The organism is Gracilibacillus halotolerans (assembly GCF_014206945.1).
GTDB classification, from domain to species: Bacteria; Bacillota; Bacilli; order Bacillales; family Amphibacillaceae; genus Gracilibacillus; species Gracilibacillus halotolerans.
This window is the reverse complement of sequence record NZ_JACHON010000012.1, coordinates 66,499-83,289: the sequence shown is the minus strand read 5'-3', so window position 1 is coordinate 83,289 and position 16,791 is coordinate 66,499. Positions and strand designations below refer to the sequence as shown.

At 36.4% G+C, this 16,791-nt stretch carries 16 protein-coding genes, 1 pseudogene and 1 riboswitch; of the genes and pseudogenes, 13 read left to right on the top strand and 4 right to left on the bottom strand.

What is annotated here, in order from left to right:
- Positions 1–199: 199 nt before the first annotated feature.
- Positions 200–598, top strand: coding sequence for a nuclear transport factor 2-like protein (locus GGQ92_RS11445; protein ID WP_184248797.1), 399 nt, complete (start codon positions 200–202; stop codon positions 596–598).
- A gap of 79 nt (positions 599–677) precedes the next feature.
- Complete coding sequence (locus GGQ92_RS11440) at positions 678–1,580, top strand: TIGR01777 family oxidoreductase (RefSeq protein WP_184248794.1); 903 nt, start codon at positions 678–680, stop codon at positions 1,578–1,580.
- A 150-nt stretch (positions 1,581–1,730) separates the two neighbouring features.
- Here the strand turns inward: GGQ92_RS11440 and GGQ92_RS11435 are convergent, their stop codons facing one another.
- The 3 genes and pseudogenes from GGQ92_RS11435 to GGQ92_RS11425 form a co-directional block, all read right to left on the bottom strand.
- Complete coding sequence (locus GGQ92_RS11435) at positions 1,731–2,930, bottom strand: Ger(x)C family spore germination protein (protein WP_184248791.1); 1,200 nt, start codon at positions 2,928–2,930, stop codon at positions 1,731–1,733.
- A complete protein-coding gene (locus GGQ92_RS11430) occupies positions 2,927–3,784 on the bottom strand; it encodes a GerAB/ArcD/ProY family transporter (RefSeq protein WP_184248788.1) in 858 nt (285 codons plus the stop codon). Before GGQ92_RS11430 ends, GGQ92_RS11435 begins: the two co-directional genes overlap by 4 nt.
- A pseudogene (locus tag GGQ92_RS11425) lies at positions 3,768–5,176 on the bottom strand (spore germination protein). The gene GGQ92_RS11430 and the pseudogene GGQ92_RS11425 overlap by 17 nt, the downstream one beginning before the upstream one ends.
- Before the next feature lie 307 nt (positions 5,177–5,483).
- On the opposite strand from GGQ92_RS11425, the gene GGQ92_RS11420 reads away from it, so the two are divergent.
- Positions 5,484–6,200 carry a dihydropteridine reductase gene (locus GGQ92_RS11420; protein WP_184248785.1) on the top strand — a complete coding sequence of 239 codons (717 nt, stop codon included), beginning with the start codon at positions 5,484–5,486 and terminating at the stop codon, positions 6,198–6,200.
- 424 nt (positions 6,201–6,624) lie between these two features.
- Positions 6,625–7,026, top strand: coding sequence for a phage holin family protein (locus tag GGQ92_RS11415; protein ID WP_184248782.1), 402 nt, complete (start codon positions 6,625–6,627; stop codon positions 7,024–7,026).
- Positions 7,027–7,141: 115 nt separating this feature from the next.
- Here GGQ92_RS11415 and GGQ92_RS11410 read toward each other — a convergent pair whose 3' ends face one another.
- The gene (locus GGQ92_RS11410) at positions 7,142–7,648 is read right to left on the bottom strand and encodes a spore coat protein (RefSeq protein ID WP_184248779.1); all 507 of its coding nucleotides are present in this window, start codon (positions 7,646–7,648) and stop codon (positions 7,142–7,144) included.
- A 225-nt stretch (positions 7,649–7,873) separates the two neighbouring features.
- Between GGQ92_RS11410 and GGQ92_RS11405 the strand changes: the two genes are divergently transcribed.
- The 9 genes from GGQ92_RS11405 to GGQ92_RS11365 all read left to right on the top strand — a co-directional run bounded on the left by GGQ92_RS11405 (position 7,874) and on the right by GGQ92_RS11365 (position 16,482).
- A complete protein-coding gene (locus tag GGQ92_RS11405; RefSeq protein WP_184248776.1) occupies positions 7,874–8,854 on the top strand; it encodes a tRNA dihydrouridine synthase in 981 nt (326 codons plus the stop codon).
- A 30-nt stretch (positions 8,855–8,884) separates the two neighbouring features.
- Positions 8,885–9,235 carry a DUF2200 domain-containing protein gene (locus GGQ92_RS11400; RefSeq protein WP_184248773.1) on the top strand — a complete coding sequence of 117 codons (351 nt, stop codon included), beginning with the start codon at positions 8,885–8,887 and terminating at the stop codon, positions 9,233–9,235.
- Positions 9,236–9,356: 121 nt separating this feature from the next.
- On the top strand, positions 9,357–9,977 hold the full coding sequence (locus GGQ92_RS11395; RefSeq protein WP_184248770.1) for an NUDIX hydrolase: 621 nt from the start codon (positions 9,357–9,359) through the stop codon (positions 9,975–9,977).
- A gap of 123 nt (positions 9,978–10,100) precedes the next feature.
- Positions 10,101–10,205, top strand: a riboswitch (SAM riboswitch).
- A gap of 225 nt (positions 10,206–10,430) precedes the next feature.
- Positions 10,431–11,606, top strand: a complete 1,176-nt coding sequence (locus tag GGQ92_RS11390; protein WP_184248767.1) for an acyl-CoA dehydrogenase family protein — start codon at positions 10,431–10,433, stop codon at positions 11,604–11,606.
- Positions 11,607–11,755: 149 nt separating this feature from the next.
- On the top strand, positions 11,756–12,544 hold the full coding sequence (locus GGQ92_RS11385; protein ID WP_184248764.1) for a methionine ABC transporter ATP-binding protein: 789 nt from the start codon (positions 11,756–11,758) through the stop codon (positions 12,542–12,544).
- Positions 12,534–13,199, top strand: a complete 666-nt coding sequence (locus GGQ92_RS11380) for a methionine ABC transporter permease (RefSeq protein WP_184248810.1) — start codon at positions 12,534–12,536, stop codon at positions 13,197–13,199. Before GGQ92_RS11385 ends, GGQ92_RS11380 begins: the two co-directional genes overlap by 11 nt.
- Before the next feature lie 42 nt (positions 13,200–13,241).
- Entirely contained in the window at positions 13,242–14,612 is a 1,371-nt protein-coding gene (locus tag GGQ92_RS11375) for an LLM class flavin-dependent oxidoreductase (protein WP_184248760.1), read from the top strand.
- 33 nt (positions 14,613–14,645) lie between these two features.
- Complete coding sequence (locus GGQ92_RS11370; RefSeq protein ID WP_184248758.1) at positions 14,646–15,443, top strand: MetQ/NlpA family ABC transporter substrate-binding protein; 798 nt, start codon at positions 14,646–14,648, stop codon at positions 15,441–15,443.
- A 241-nt stretch (positions 15,444–15,684) separates the two neighbouring features.
- Positions 15,685–16,482, top strand: a complete 798-nt coding sequence (locus tag GGQ92_RS11365; protein ID WP_184248755.1) for a MetQ/NlpA family ABC transporter substrate-binding protein — start codon at positions 15,685–15,687, stop codon at positions 16,480–16,482.
- Positions 16,483–16,791: the final 309 nt, after the last annotated feature.

Genomic DNA, 16,791 nt, shown 5'->3' with positions numbered 1-16,791 from the left:
ACGCACTATTTTCCATCTGAGAGCTAAAATTTTGAGCGCTATAAATAAGTTTGTTTACCTTTAAAAAATTGTTCAGTTTAGTGTTGACATACCAATTTTTATGGAAAATATGGAAGATAACATATATAGTGAATGAAAGGATAGCGAGTTATCTATTATTTGTTAATGGGAGACTACGAGTAGGAGGAGGAAATGCTAAATGGATGCAGATGCTCATGAAATTAAAATTATAAGCTCTAAAGACTGTGGAAATGCGCCTAAAAAAAGAGTTTTACAAGATTTCATTGTTGCTTGCGCTAAAAAGGATGCCGATAAAATTATTCCTTTTACATCAGAAAAAATAAAATGGACGATAGTAAATGATTCTACAGTTCAAGGTAGAGATAGTTTTATCCATACATTAGAAGGCAAAATTCCTAAGGGAGTCCTTGAATTAGAGTTGCTGAATGTTATTACACATGGTCATACAGCAGCTGTTAATGGTACTTTAAAATTTAAAGACGGTACTATATATTCCTTCTGTAACGTCTATCGATTTGTTAGCGCAGGTAAAAATGTACTAAAAGAAATAACCTCTTATGTCTTGAAAAATGATTAATAGGGAAATGTAAGTTTAATTAGTTCAGCCTTGCATTCACATAGACTACTAATCATGAATTTTTAATTGGGGTGAAAGAATGCGAATTGTCATCGCGGGTGGCTCAGGCTTTATTGGGGAAAAGTTATCTAACCTTCTCGTCAAAGAAGGACATAAAGTTATTATTCTCACTAGAAAAGAAAGAGATAAATCTGAAGGTATCACGTATGTAAGATGGCTTAGTGAAGGAACAACACCAGAGAAGGAATTAGAAAACATCGATGCGATTATTAACTTAGCAGGTGTCTCCATTAACGATGGAAGATGGACAGAAAAACATAAAGAGAAAATCGTTCAAAGTAGGATGATCGCTACAGATGAGTTAATAAGAATAGTAGAGCGATTACCTCATAAGCCTTCTATATTTATGAACGCTAGCGCAATTGGGATATATCCTGTATCTCTAGAAGCTACTTATACGGAAGCATCAAAAGTTAAACCGAATGACTTTCTTGGTAGAACGGTACTAGAGTGGGAAAGAAAAGCGGAACAACTAAGTGACAAGTATAACATTCGTACTACCTTTATGAGATTCGGTGTAGTACTTGGTAAGGAAGGTGGTGCCTTACCATTAATGACCTTGCCATATAAATTACTCGCTGGTGGCACAATCGGCTCAGGTAAACAGTGGGTTTCTTGGATTCATGTAGAGGATGTTGTCCGAGCTATATCTTTTGTTATTAAAAACAATGGTATGCACGGTCCTATTAATGTAACTGCTCCTTCTCCAGTAAGAATGAAAGCCTTCGGTAAAACAATCGGCACTGTATTAGGACGACCACATTGGTTTCCTGTGCCATCATTCGCAATGAGATTAGCACTTGGAGAAAAGAGCAAACTCGTGCTTGAGGGACAAAAAGTCGTACCATTCGTACTGTTAGAAAACAAATTTGAGTTCTTATATCCAAAACTTGATTTGGCTTTAAAAGATTTATTGAAATAGTTCGAATTACATCTTAACAAATCAATTCCTCGAGCCTTCTTCTAGTAATAAAGCCTGCGACTGTGATTTATAGAAAATAGTAGCCCTATAAGCAAATGAGCCATTTGAAGGCTTAAGTTTATAGGGCTGAATGTTATCTTGCAAGTTACTTTACTCCCACTCCATTCCTGTTCTTTTAATATTTACAGTAAAATCAACCGTAATATCCATATCTTTATATACTTCTCTCCATTTCTCTATTGTTTGTATCTGTTCATTCCAATAATTTCTGTGTTTTGAGCGAATTTTGGCACCTAGTCCAAATATATCCGATTCCTCGTCTTGTAATTTTTTAATTAATTGTTCCCCTAAATCTTTTGCCTTCTTTTCTGCTTCTTTCTCTACATCCTCTACCTTATGTTTATCCAAGTTTTTCACTTTAGTTTCTTCCTCAATTGCTGCATTCACCTCCATATGAAGCTCAGCAATCGGCTTACCGTCTACTACTTTTACACTAATACCCCCTTTTTTGCTTTCTGGTTTCACCATATATACCCCCTCTTCATCTGGGAGCTTTACAGCATAGGTATATCCCCCTGGTGATCTGTCCTTCATAGACATATAAATGCCAACTTCTACTGGTGAAAATTTCCCTGCCATACTATTTCCATGAAAATATGACATACCATCTACTAAAATACGGTCATTATCTTTTACTTTAACAGAAGGAAGTGCTGCGTCGATGCCATCTGTTGTTAGATCGATCCAAAATTTCCCTAAGTATTCGGGTGGTAATTTACCGAATCGTACCGCATTATTTAAAGTTTCAGACAGATACAAAGATGGTACTGTCTCTACAGGTGGTGATGCTTCTAATACTTTTTTTGCATCTCCTTCATTCACTACCATCCACGAGGTTCTCCTTACCTCTGGATTCCGTCTAAAGAAATCATTAATTTCGGATAAATCTTTTTTTGCAATTTCTTCAGATATGATGATAATTTGAACATGACCTAAATACAGTCTTTCTGCTAATTGCTGTTGTAAGTTTGCCATCGTATCATTCACCGTATAGCCCACCGTTTCAATTGTCCATGCATTTTTAGAAGAGCTTTCTCCTTCCCCACCCTCTGGACCGAGCTTTATTTTACCAGGGAGTGCAATTTGTGCAGTTACTTTAATTAGTTCCTTCTCATCCGTATCTGGAAATTCCCCTTTTTTGTGTGTGACAGGAGTAACGTCCTCCATATCTTCTTCATCCGCTACATCAATCGCAATCCCCAAAATGTTTGCACGATCTTCTAATTCGTATTGATCCCAACAACCTGTTAGAAACACTATGAATAAAGCTAGAAATGTAATTTTTTTCATGTAATAGCTCCCTTTTTCTTACGAATAACCGCGATGAGAAGAAGAATGTACGGATATGCCAGTAGGGGAACAATACCGTACCTTGAAAACCAAAGTATGTAATCATACATCGTGTAGATATCATCAGGTAATATGGAAATAAGGTAAATAATAGGGGCGGCCAATATAGATATCTTCCGGTAATGCTCGACTTGAAACACCTCGCTAAATCCTCTTACCATAAAAAAATAATAGGAAAGGAGAGTAGTAAATACCCCATAAATCCAAGAAATGATAAGAATAGCATCTATTCTAGACAAAACATCTGCAGGAATATTAACCATACGTCCTAGATTTAAAAATGGCCAGTACATATTTTTAACCTCATTTTCTCCAAACACTCCTACCGTAACAGTGGTAAGAGAAATCACAACTAAGCCTCCAACCAACAATCCCCATAGAGCTCCCTTAATTGCTTTTTTAGGTTTTTGCATGAAAGGGATTATCATTGTTATGACAAGGATGTTTCCAATTGCTTGCGCAACAACAACTGCTCCTTTCATGAATCCTCCCCATGTTGGATGGTTACCAAGAATCGGGGTGAAATTGTATAATCTCATATCTTGGAACGAGGGAATTAAGATGACTAAAATAGGTGATAGAATAAACGGTGTATAGAAAAAATGAATATACGCAAAAGTATCTACTCGCTGGAAACTGGTAGATAAGCATAACAAAAGAATTAATATGATTGAAGCATGAATAGGTGTGTTCGGTAAGACAGAACCTTGTATAGTTTCAGCGTAATGCCTCGCCTCTAAACCGATAAAAACTAGAAACACAGTTGCGATAACGAAACTAGTTATTTTTTCCAATAGCTTGCCTAAAATACCGTATTTTATCCTTAGGTTTTAGCTCAAGGGGTCTGCTTGTTAGCAATCGTAAAGGTAAGCGGATAATCGTATCCTTCCATCCTTCTTTAATCCAGGGAGTCACAGGAATAAAATAAGGAAGGCCAAACGAACGCAGAGATAGCATATGATTCGTGATGAACAGAAGTCCAGTTGCTAAGCCAAGCAAGCCAAAGATTCCAGAAAGAAGGATTAAAGGAAATTTCAACAACGAAAAGTCACGGTCGCGTTATACGACGGTGTTACAAAGGAACCAATCGTGGCTAGTGCAATAATAACTACAGTAATAGGACTAACAAATCCTGCTGATACTGCTGCTTCTCCAATGACCAACACACCAACTATTGATAAGGCCCCACCGACTTGTTGAGGCATTCGAATTGTTGCTTCTCGAAGTATCTCCATAGCTATCTCCATTAAAATAACCTCTATCACAACAGGAAATGGCACCCCGGCCCTTCCACTAGAAGCAGCTACCAAAAATTGAGTAGGAATCATCTCGGGATGGAAAGAGAGCACCGTTAAATACAAGGAAGAAATCGTAAGAGAGAATACTAGTGCCAAATATCTTATGATCCGGATAGCACTAGAAATAATGGGATTCTGATTGTAATCCTCACTTGCATGATAAAACATATTGAACGTTGCCGGAGCAATAAGAGCGATCGGAGAGCCATCGACTAGGACTATTACTCTTCCTTCAAGAATATTTCCAACGGCTTTATCTGGACGTTCTGTAACCTGTATTTGTGGGAAAGGAGAACGTGGATTGTCCTGAATCAGTTCTTCAACGTATCCCGAATCCAAAATACGATCTAACTTAATATCTTCTATTCTTTTAGTAACTTCAGCTACTAAATCCTCATTTGCGATATTTTCTAAGTAACAAACAGAAACAGCTGTCTTTGTTTTCTCACCGATTTCTAAAGCTTTGATTCGAAACTCTGAAACAGGAAGTCGATTACGTAATAAAGCAATGTTGCTATGAATTTGTTCAATGAATCCATCTCTCGGCCCACGAACTGCTCTTTCAGCTTCTGGTTGTTCTATACTTCGTTTTTCTGGCTTGTAGGTAGCCATACCTAAAGCTACTTCCATACCATTAACTAATAAAACTGTTTTGCCTCGAAGAATTCCATCTACTAATGTTGCTTGATCTTTGATTATTGTGGTATTTGTATCAGGAAGTATATTGTTGGTTAAATATAGCTCTATCGGTATAGAAGTATCATTAGAAATAGACGCTTGTTGTAAAGGTTTAATAATTTCTCGAGCTACTTTATCACCATCTACTAATGTTGTCAGGAACAATAGAACTGCTGGAGTTTTTCCATTAATAAGAAGTCTTCTCTCCATGAAATCCTTGTCTTCCTTAAAAATCTGTTTCACGTCACTAATCGTCTCTTCCATATTAGAACCTATTAGAACTTCTTTCTTATCTTCTTGTGTTCTATTTAAGTTACTAGTTTGGTTTTTCTTACGTGTTCTTGAGATTCTCTTATTTTTTTTGAAGAAAGACATAGTATGTACCCACCAATACTTATAGTTACGTTCGCTAGTATATGGAGTTTTGCAACTTTCATACATTCATACAAGTTTAATTGAGAATTGTTATCAATTATGGTATACTTGTAAATAACGAATGTATGAAGGAGAGTATTTAATGAAAATATACTGGACGAAAATAAACAAGATAGTAGAAGAAACGTCCGAAATAAAAACATATTTCCTAGACTGTCCTGAGGATTTCACTTGGGAAGAAGGATCACATACTCATTTAGGATTAAAAGGTTTCAATGCAGGGGATAAACCAAATCGTAGCCTAGTTCGCCATATGTCCATTTCTACGATGCCATACGAAAATACAATCGGTATTACAACACGAATTAGAGAAAAGTGCTCCGAATTTAAAACGGTCTTAAGAAATCTGGATGTCGGTGATGAGGTAGCGATCTTTAAAACTCACTCGAATGTTCCTCTAAAAAGAGAGGGTAAAAATGTTTACTTACTTTCATCGGGTGTCGGCCTAGCAACGTTTAGACCGCTCGTACTCGATTATTTAGAGCAAGCAGATAACGTGAAGCAAATTCATTCCTTGAATGTTGATTCGACCAGAGACTTCTTATTCCCTGATATTTTTAAAACCGTTGCTGAAAAGAATTTCACAGCTGAGTTCGTTGATAATCGTAAAGATTATTACGAAGAAGTAAAAAGCCTTGCACAAGATAAGGAAGGGCTTTTCTATATCGTTGGGAGTGACGAATTTCTTGTAGAGAATATAGAAGTCTTGCAGGAGCTAGGCATCAAGCCTGAACAAATAATGCTTGATAAACGCGAAAACCAATTAAGCAACTTCTTTAAGGAGAATCTCACAGTCTAAGTAGTCATATAATTTAAAATGAATTTTACAATACGCTCCCTCGAAGTAATGGGATTTTTCGAAAATCTGTTACTACTAGGGAGCTTATTGTTTTTTGATTTAAAAAGATTCTTCTATACATACATCAAAATTTCCTCCCATAAATATCTACCTCTCATCAAAAATTCTCTTTCAAATCACTGCTCGTCTATTTATCATCTATTTTTAATACTTGACCACACACTATTCATAAACTGAATATAATGGATAATAAAGATAAATAGAGAATGTAAGAAATAATTCTGCTGGTCAGGAAAAATATAGTCCAAGCTAGATGAAAAATGAAATGGTCACTTAAAAAGTAGTATCCAATGATGTTCAGAAAAAATAATAAACACCTTCAGAATCTCTTTTTTTATTCTCTAAAGAGAGAGGTGAGGCTCTTATGGATAAAGTAATTCAAGGTATTGTAGGAATAGGAGGTGCGATTACTAGCTTTCTATTTGGGGGGTGGCCAGCGTTGTTAAATATTTTATTAGCATTCGTAGTTATAGATTATATAACAGGTCTGATTGCTTCTGGCATACAAGGTAAATTAAGTAGTCAGGTTGGCTGGAAAGGTATCGCAAAAAAAGTAGTAATTTTTCTTATTGTAGGTGTAGCTCATTTAGTAGATGTAGCTCTTGGTGGACAAACAAATATGTTTAGAGATACTGTGATTTTCTTTTATTTAGCGAATGAATTGTTGAGTATCATTGAAAATGCTGGTCGTATAGGTATTCCAATTCCTCGAATATTAATGAATGCAGTAGAAGCCTTAAAAGGGAAAGGGAATAAAAAATTATAATATAAAGATAAAAGGAAGGCGTCTAGTTTGTGAATGTAGGTGCCTTCCCAATTAGAATTGTATGATAAGGGAAGCGGTGGATAAAATAAAAAAGAAACTAGATAAAATCCAGTCTCTAATAAGGTGCAGATAAAGCTTTTGCAGCTAAATTCATATCGTTTTTTAATAAGCGATTTAAATCATAGGAAGGATACAAACTATTTTGGTACATATAATTATACACCGTCGCATGTAAGTCGATAGCTGCCATCAACTGCTTTTTCAATACATCTCTAAGTTGAGGTGTAGCTGTTTCTGTTATTGCAATGGCGTAGTTTCGAATCGATGTTTTAGTCAGGCTTAAAAGGTCACCCGCATAAAAAGGTAAATTATCTTGCCGATCTTCTATGTCTCGATCTGGGTGTGCTGCAATGGAGTAGAACCTAAGTAGCTCTTCGATATTCTTGCTCAATGCGGTAATTGCTTGTTGATAAATAACTTTTAATGTAGGATCTTTAATTTTTGGATGAGTTTGTTTTAATTTCATCAAACCAACCGATTGAAAGACAACCAATTCGTGTAATTCTAGTGTTTCGTGCCAAGCTAAGTGACGTTGAGTTGCTGGTGTTTTCATTTTATCCATACGCTTTTCCCCCTAAAATAAAGTCCTTAATACAATATTCAAGTCAGCCTATTGTGTGAATGCCTAATTAATATTGGGGAAATTTAACGCAAACTACGGAATCAACCATTCCTCTTCATTTGAAAAAATCCACTGTTGCTGATATAAGATAAAAGTAGCAATGACAGGAACGTGTTATAATAGTAACGTTCTAAGGTTACCATAACGAGAGGATTGAGTATCAAAATGACAGACAATTTTTGGCATGATTTACCACGGCCATTTTTTATATTAGCACCAATGGAAGATGTTACGGATGTAGTATTTCGTCACGTAGTAAGCGAGGCAGGAAGACCAGATGTGTTCTTTACTGAATTCACCAACTCAGAGAGCTATTGTCATCCAGAAGCAAGTTTTAGTGTGCGTGGACGCTTAACGTTTACAGAGGATGAACAACCGATAGTTGCTCATATATGGGGAGACAAGCCGGAACATTTTCGAGAAATGAGCATTGGAATGGCGGAAAGAGGCTTTAAAGGCGTTGATATCAATATGGGGTGTCCAGTAGCAAACGTGGCAGGTAATGGAAAAGGGTGTGGACTTATCCGTCGGCCAGAAGTTGCAGCCGAACTAATTCAAGCCGCAAAAGCAGGAGGACTACCTGTTAGTGTAAAGACAAGACTCGGCTACACAAAAGTTGAGGAATGGAGAGATTGGTTAACACACATATTAAAGCAAGACATTGTGAATTTATCCATTCACTTACGTACGAAAAAAGAAATGAGTCAAGTGCCTGCGCATTGGGAATTAATCCCGGAAATTAAAGCACTTCGGGATGAAATTGCACCACAAACTTTATTAACCATTAATGGTGACATACCAGATAGACAAACTGGTTTGGAGCTTGTAGAAAAATATGGTGTTGATGGTATTATGATTGGACGAGGAGTTTTTACAAATCCATTTGCGTTTGAAAAAGAAGCAAAAGAACATACGAGCAAAGAAATGCTTGATTTATTAAGATTACATTTGGATTTGTTTGATAAATATTCAGCTGTCGAACCTCGTCTATTTAAACCGCTGCGTCGCTTCTTTAAAATCTATGTTCGTGGTTTTCGTGGTGCGGGTGGACTGCGAAACGAATTAATGGATACAGAGTCGACAGATGATGTGCGTCAATTGCTGGCAGCTTTCGAGCGTGAAAATGCAGATGTTATGGCTGAATAAGGTAGTTTAGGAATGAAAGTAGGGTGAATAATGACGAAACATAAAATATATACAATGAGTTTTGCTAGTGTTTATCCTCATTACGTTAATAAAGCAGAGAAAAAAGGGCGAACAAAGGAAGAAGTAGACGAAATCCTTCGTTGGCTGACAGGATATAGCCAGGATGAGTTAGAAGAAGTGTTAGAAAAACAAATCGATTTTGAGACATTTTTTGCACAGGCTCCGCAAATGAATCCTTCTCGTTCTTTAATCAAAGGTGTTATTTGTGGTGTTCGAGTTGAAGAGATTGAAGAACCATTAATGCAGGAAATTCGTTATTTAGATAAGTTAATTGATGAATTAGCAAAAGGTAAAGCTATGGAAAAAATCTTACGTAAATAATTCGGATACAATCAATTAGGTGCTCTCTTCCCAAAAGAAGGAGTGCCTTTTCATATGTCGAACTGAAGTAAGTAGTCTATACTATAATGAACGTAAGATCTATAAAATAAGGGGTACATAGATGACAGATGAATTATTAAAAATTTTTGACGAGAATAGAAAGGAACTAGGTGTAGCTCCGCGTAGTGATGTTCACAGATTTGGCTATTGGCATGATACGTTTCATTGCTGGTTTACCACCCGAATCGAAGATGTTGTTTATATCTATTTGCAGCTACGAAGTGAGAATAAGGAAGACTACCCAAATCTTTTAGATATTACAGCCGCTGGTCATTTGACGAATGACGAAACAGTGGAAGATGGTATCAGAGAAATTGAAGAAGAAGTAGGTATACCAGTTTCTTATACAGATTTAGAAAAATTAACAACAATAAAATATAGTGTAGAAAAAAACGAATTTATTGATAATGAATTCGCGCATGTTTATCTATATCACTGCACACAAAATTTAGATGATTTTAGCGTTCAAGAGGATGAAGTTGCAGGTATTGTCCTCGCTAATTTTGAGGAATTCAGTCAATTATGGTTTGGCGAACGAGAATCACTTAACATAAAAGGATTCAAGATGAATAAATATGGTAACAGAGAAAGTTATGATGAGATTGTTGGTAAGGAGAAATTTGTTCCTCATCCGATCTCTTTTTATGAAGAAGTAATACGAAGAATTAAACGTAAAATCTAAGGCTATGGTCGGTTATACGATACTTCAAGAAACAATTCTAAAACTTTTTCAAAAATAATGGTTGACATTGTAAGACTATTCTGATAAATTTTATTTACTGAAAATTCCACAATTAAATAAATATTCTTATCAAGAGAAGTGGAGGGACTGGCCCTTTGAAGCTTCGGCAACAGACCTATATGGGTACTGTGCTAAATCCTGCAAGCTTGCAAGCTTGATAGATAAGAAGAGATTAGTGATTATGTGCATTCAGCCTCTTCTTATTTTGAGAAGAGGTTTTTATATTTTAAATAATTCTATAGTTATTGCTTGCTGATTAGACGACTAAAGGCAGCTTTTCTCCATTATTAATATGGCGAAGGCTGTCTTTTTATTTTTGTGGGGAGGTGCAGGTAGCGAGTTTCCAATAGTTAATCAAGAAATCACAAAATAATCGAAATGGAGTGTGGTGACATGGCTACAAGATTAGAAGTTAATCGAACTATTTCTTCTGAGGATTTCGATCAGCTACTAAATGACATTAAAGCAGATTTTCAAGAACGAAGTACGAAGGAACGTCGACAACATCCTTATAAGGCAATTCAACTATTAAAAGAATATCAAATACCTTCCATTCAAATACCTAGTGGAAAGCAGGGAAAAGGAGCATCATTAGAGGAACTATTTACAGCTGTAATTAAAATAGCAGAAGCTGATCCCGATGTCGCTCATATATTACGCGCACATTTCATGACCGTTCATAGTTTGTTGGAGGCTCCACCTACACGACTTCGTGAACGACTGTTAAAAGAAATTCAAAATGGTGCAATTATAGGTAATGCATACACAGAAAATTCAAAACACAAAGCAGGAGATAGGCAATATGATACAACGCTGCGGAAAGAAGGTGAACAGTATATCTTATACGGAGAAAAATATTTTACTACAGGAACGTACTATGCGGATTATACATTCGTAACAGCGATGTTGGATGACGATGACGTAAACGTAGTTATCCCAGTTACAAGAGAAGGAGTAAAAGTACTCGATGATTGGGATGGGATTGGTCAACAATTGACAGGAAGTGGAACAACCATTTTTGATCATGTATCTGTAGATGCTGATGAAATTTTTATTCAACAAGAAAATACGTATGCACCTTTACCACATCTATATTTACAAGCAATTATTGCAGGGATTCTAAAAAATGTAGTTACCGATGCCATTCAGTTAATTCATACAAGAAAAAGAAGTTTTTCACATGGTAATACAGAGGATTTGAAGAAGGATGTGCAGCTTCAACAAGTGGTAGGTCAACTATCAAGCTTTTCGTTTGCAGCAGAAGCTATGGTATTGGATGCTGCAAGGAGTTTGGATGAGGCTTCTCTAGATAAAACGGATCCTACTAAAGAGCATACGGCAGCATTAAAAGGTTCTCAAGCAAAAGTTGCTATAGAAGAATTAGCCTTTAAGGCAGCAACATTGCTATTCGAAGTAGGAGGCGCATCTGCAACGAAGCAATCTGCTAACCTAGATCGCCATTGGCGCAATATACGTACACTAGCTTCCCATAATCCAACCTTGTATAAAGCAAGAGCCATAGGTAACTACTTTATTAATGGTGAAAGATTACCGACACCATACTTTTAACAAAAAGAAAGGAAGTTTGGGTATGTGTGTAGACCTTGTGATAACTAAATATATGTTGACTGGATAACCAGAGACAATTTATTTCAAGTTAGGAAAATTAGCTTGAGAAATATTGTCTCTTTTTTAATTTTACTGGAGGTGTTGAACGAATGATAAATATAAACGATGTTAGTAAGAAGTTTCAGACAGCCGATGGCGAATTTAATGCAGTCTCTTCCGTTAGTTTAAATATAGAGGAAGGTGATATATTCGGCATTATTGGCTTTAGTGGTGCAGGGAAATCTACTTTAATGCGGATGATCAATTTATTAGAACGCCCTGATTCCGGAGCTATCACGGTGGATGGGGAGAATATACTGTCATTGTCCCGTAAAGAGTTGCTAAAAAAACGTAAAACAATTGGTATGATATTTCAACACTTTAATTTATTAACGAATCGAACGGTTTTTGACAATGTAGCATTGCCATTAGAATTAGCTGGTGTGAGTAGAAAGGAGAGAAAAGCAAGGGTATTAGAATGCTTGGAAACAGTAGACTTACTCGAAAAAGCGAAAGAATATCCTGCCAAGCTTAGTGGTGGCCAAAAACAGCGAGTTGCGATTGCTAGAGCGATTACGACACAACCAAAGGTGCTTCTATGCGATGAGCCAACATCAGCTGTTGATCCTCAGACGAAAGAAATCATACTAGATTACCTAAAAAGAATCAGAGAAGAATTGGGAATTACCATTGTCATCGTAACGCATGAAATGAATGTGGTTACAAGAATTTGCAATAAAGTTGCAGTGATGGAGCATGGAAAAGTGGTCGAGAGCTTCCCATTAGAAGAGATTCCAAAGATCGAACCAAAATCAGCAATTTCTAAAATTCTATTCAATGAATCGAATAGCGTGAGCGAGGAACCGAAAGAGGAGGGTGAGTTTGTCTATGTGGGATAGAATTTCACCAATATTACCAGAAATGCAACTAGCATTGTGGCAAACATTTTACATGGTGGCAGTGTCGGTTACGATAGGGGTTATTTTAGGAACCCTTGTTGGAACCTTACTGTATATAACACGGCCTGGCTCTCTATTAAAGATGCCTGCCACCAACGCTGTTTTAAATGTATTTGTTAACATTTTTCGTTCGATTCCCTTTTTGCTTTTAACGATTGCGATTATTCCATTTACGAGATTAATTGTTGGCACTGCAATTGGAACAACAGCTGCGATTGTGCCGATGACAATTAGTTGTATTCCATATTTCGCTAGACTAATAGAGTCAACATTATTAGAAGTGAATCGTGGTGTGATTGAGGCTGCAGAATCAATGGGTGCGAATCGGTTTCAATTAGTTTGGAAGATTTTATATTCAGAGGCAAGAGCTGGCTTTGCTAACAATATTACAATCCTTACGGTTAGCTTTATTTCCTACTCCACAATTGTAGGAATAGTAGGGGGTGGAGGTATAGGAGACTTTGCCATTCGATATGGCTATAACCGATATGATACAGAAATTATGATGATAACGATTGTTCTAATTATTGTTATTGTCCAGGTTATACAATCTGTCGGGAATCTCATTGTAAAACGATTAGATAAGAGAATATAAATCTAGCTAGAAAAAATTAAAATACGAAGGAGTCGAAATGTAATGACAAAAGCACTTTCTTTTTCAGCGTTTGTAATGAATACAGCTTCACATATTCTCCATGGTTTATGGAGAGATGAGGAAGGACATCAAATAGATTTTAATGATGTAAATCTTTGGGTGGATTTAGCTAAGAAATTGGATAAGGGAGGATTTGATGTTCTATTTTTTGCAGATGTTGTTGGTCTATATGCTGACCATAAGGGTGGATGGGAATACCATGCGGAAAATGGTCTGCAAATTCCAAGTAACGATCCAATGGTTCTTATTTCCGCACTTGCTGTGAATACGAAAAACCTCGGATTTGCGATTACAGCAGCCCCACTACAAGAACCGCCATTTAATTTTGCTCGACGTATATCTACACTCGATCACATCACGAAAGGGCGAATTGCATGGAATATCGTGACAAGTGGTCAAGATAATGCGTATCGAAATTTCGGTTATGAAAAAATGGTAGCTCACGATGATAGATATGCTTGGGCAGATGAATATGTAGATGTCTTATATAAATTATGGGAAGGTTCATGGGATGAGGGTGCACTATTAAAAGATCGAGAAAGTGGAGTGTATGCTGACCCATCTAAAGTCCATAAGATTCATCACGAGAGCAAGCGTTATAAAGTAGAAGGACCACATCTTGTTTCTCCAAGTCCACAGCGCACACCAGTCCTTTTCCAAGCAGGCTCCTCTACTGCTGGGCGTGATTTTGCATCACGGAATGCAGAGGCAGTATTTATTATTGCGCCTGACCCAGAGTCAGCTCGTAAAGTTATTCATGATACTCGGCAATTAGCAGTGGAAAAAGGAAGAAATCCTGACGATATAAAGTTTTTCCAAGGATTATCTTTTGTTGTGGGTGAAACAGAGGAAGAGGCACAACGAAAGGATGCAGAGTTAGACAGTAAAATAGATTTGGACATGATGGTGGCGCATATATCAAACAGCTTTGGGAAGGATTTAGGATATTTACCATTAGATACACCATTGGAAGAGGTTCAAACTGAAAGTGTTCGGAGTATAGCAGAATGGGTACGTCAAAGTACTCCTGGAAGAACGCCAACTGTCGCTGATCTAGCAAGATTTCAAAGTAAAATTACTAGAATTAGCGGGACGCCTGAAAAGATTGCTGATGAATTGACCAAATGGAGTGAAGCAGGAGTGGATGGAATAAATGTTATAAATGCCACGATTCCAGGGACGTATGAGGAATTTATTGAGCTTGTACTTCCAGAGCTTCGTAAACGAGGCCTAGCACGCGAGCTAAGTGATACACCTGGTACTTTACGTGATCGCTTATTTGGAGAAAGTCGTCTAAATGATCGACATGCAGCTACAAAATATAGAGGAGCTTTCTCTTCGGTTAAGGCATAAATAGAGAATGAGATTTGGGAGGCAAGTAGAAGGATGAAAAAACTAGTAACTTTACTCATTTTAATAATAGTTATTTTAGCAGGATGTGGAACTTCAGAAAGTAGTTCGAGTGGAGATAAAACAGTGAAAATTGCTATCACAGACTCAGAACTATATAACACGATTATTAAACATGTACAGGAAAAGGTAGAAAAAGAAGGTGTGGAACTTGATATTGTTTATATGAGTGATTGGAATATTTTTAATCAAGCATTGGCTAATAAGGAAATTGATTTAAACTTTTACCAAACGAGACAATTTTTAAAGAATGCTAATGAAGTAAATGGATGGGACCTTGTTCCAATAGCAGCGACTTATGATAATAATAGAGGTTATTTTTCTACTAAGTATAAAACATTAGAAGAATTACCTGATGGAGCAACTGTTACGATACCAACAGATCCAGTAAATAATGGGCATGCTTTATATGTACTACAAGAAGGAGGGTTAATTAAATTAAAAGAAGGAGTAGGGTTTCAAGGATCGCAACGAGATATTATTGAGAACAAAAAGAATCTAAATCTAGTGGAAGTAGATTTTCAAATGATACCCAACATGATCGAAGATTCAGATTTAAGCTTTTTGTCAGGGTACTATATTGTTCAAGCTGGGTTTACTCTTGATGATGCACTAGTCTTAGGAGGACACCATGAGGAATTTATTATGATATTGGCTGCAAGAGAAGACAACAAAGATGACGAGATTATACAAAAAGTTGCTGAAGCTTTTGAATCTGAAGATACAAAGAAGTTAATGAGAGAAAAATATCCAATCGAAATCACTTGGCCATGACATATTAAGTATGTCTTACGAAACGTAGGGCATACTTTAATTTCTGTCTAGAAAAAAGAAATAAAAACTTAAAGTATTGCGGATTGTGTTGGATCAACATAAGTAACTTTATATGGGGATGTCAGCTAATAAACGACACGTAGTTGCGAGATAAAGAGCAGCCCTCTCCCATATAGAGCATAGCTATTTAATCCAAGATTCATCATTAAGCGAATATTAGATTTTGGAGGTAGCATAGAGAATGAAAAAAATAGTTAGCTTACTCATCTTAATGATTATCATATTAGCTGCTTGTGGAAGTGCAGAGGGTAATACGAGTAAGAATAGAACAGTAACCATAGCAATACAGGATTCAGAATTGTATGAAACAATTGTTGAGCATGTTAAGAAAAAAGTAGAAGACGAGGGAATTGATTTAGAAATTGTCTATATGAGTGATTGGAATATTTTCAATCAAGCATTGGCCAATGCAGAAATTGACTTAAATTTTTATCAAACTAGACAATTTTTACAGAATGCTAATGAGACGAATGGTTGGAATCTTGTTCCAATAGCTGACACTTATTTTAATAATCAAGGTTATTTTTCTTCAAAATACAAAACACTGGAGGAATTACCTGAAGGAGCAACGGTCATAATCCCGAGTGATCCGGTAAATAATGGACACGCTCTACATGTGCTTCAGCAAGGAGGACTAATTAAATTAAAGGAAGGAGTGGGATTCCAAGGATCACAAAGTGATATTATTGAAAACAAAAAGGGTTTGAATCTGGTCGAGGTGGATTTTAATATGATTCCTAATATGATAGAGGATTCTGATTTAAGTTATTTGGCTACTCGCACCATTATTCAAGCAGGATTTGTATTGGAAGATGCACTAATCTTGGGAGATTACCATGAAGAATTTATAATGGTTTTAGCTGCGAGGGAAGACAACAAGGATGAAGAGGTTATTCAAATAATTGCTGAAGCATTTGAGTCAGAGGACACTAAAAATATTACGATAGAGAAACATCCAATCGAAATCGTATGGCATTAATTTCATATCTATTATCTATTATGTCCTTTGTTAGAGATAACGTTAGGGCATTTTTTATTTTGCTAGTTTTCTAATAACTCTTTGAATTTAAAAAGTAGGTTATGACACTTATACGAAGTAGGACAATTCAATCTGATACTATATAATAAAAATACCAATAATTTATATCTCCAAAGTAGTTATGTATACTGAAGCAAAACATATGATAGCGCCTTATTATCCTAGGAATATGAAAAGATGACAAGGTGGATTGAAGGATAAGAGATGCTGATTAATGACCGGTTAAAGCGTTATGCCAGACTTTTTATG

What these genes read in the sequence shown, in the direction of transcription:
- GGQ92_RS11445 (WP_184248797.1), top strand. Translation starts at nt 200, where the DNA reads ATGGATGCAGATGCTCATGAAATTAAAATTATAAGCTCTAAAGACTGT.
- GGQ92_RS11440 (WP_184248794.1), top strand. Translation starts at nt 678, where the DNA reads ATGCGAATTGTCATCGCGGGTGGCTCAGGCTTTATTGGGGAAAAGTTA.
- GGQ92_RS11435 (WP_184248791.1), bottom strand. Translation starts at nt 2,930, where the DNA reads ATGAAAAAAATTACATTTCTAGCTTTATTCATAGTGTTTCTAACAGGT.
- GGQ92_RS11420 (WP_184248785.1), top strand. Translation starts at nt 5,484, where the DNA reads ATGAAAATATACTGGACGAAAATAAACAAGATAGTAGAAGAAACGTCC.
- GGQ92_RS11415 (WP_184248782.1), top strand. Translation starts at nt 6,625, where the DNA reads ATGGATAAAGTAATTCAAGGTATTGTAGGAATAGGAGGTGCGATTACT.
- GGQ92_RS11410 (WP_184248779.1), bottom strand. Translation starts at nt 7,648, where the DNA reads ATGGATAAAATGAAAACACCAGCAACTCAACGTCACTTAGCTTGGCAC.
- GGQ92_RS11405 (WP_184248776.1), top strand. Translation starts at nt 7,874, where the DNA reads ATGACAGACAATTTTTGGCATGATTTACCACGGCCATTTTTTATATTA.
- GGQ92_RS11400 (WP_184248773.1), top strand. Translation starts at nt 8,885, where the DNA reads ATGACGAAACATAAAATATATACAATGAGTTTTGCTAGTGTTTATCCT.
- GGQ92_RS11395 (WP_184248770.1), top strand. Translation starts at nt 9,357, where the DNA reads ATGACAGATGAATTATTAAAAATTTTTGACGAGAATAGAAAGGAACTA.
- GGQ92_RS11390 (WP_184248767.1), top strand. Translation starts at nt 10,431, where the DNA reads ATGGCTACAAGATTAGAAGTTAATCGAACTATTTCTTCTGAGGATTTC.
- GGQ92_RS11385 (WP_184248764.1), top strand. Translation starts at nt 11,756, where the DNA reads ATGATAAATATAAACGATGTTAGTAAGAAGTTTCAGACAGCCGATGGC.
- GGQ92_RS11380 (WP_184248810.1), top strand. Translation starts at nt 12,534, where the DNA reads ATGTGGGATAGAATTTCACCAATATTACCAGAAATGCAACTAGCATTG.
- GGQ92_RS11375 (WP_184248760.1), top strand. Translation starts at nt 13,242, where the DNA reads ATGACAAAAGCACTTTCTTTTTCAGCGTTTGTAATGAATACAGCTTCA.
- GGQ92_RS11370 (WP_184248758.1), top strand. Translation starts at nt 14,646, where the DNA reads ATGAAAAAACTAGTAACTTTACTCATTTTAATAATAGTTATTTTAGCA.
- GGQ92_RS11365 (WP_184248755.1), top strand. Translation starts at nt 15,685, where the DNA reads ATGAAAAAAATAGTTAGCTTACTCATCTTAATGATTATCATATTAGCT.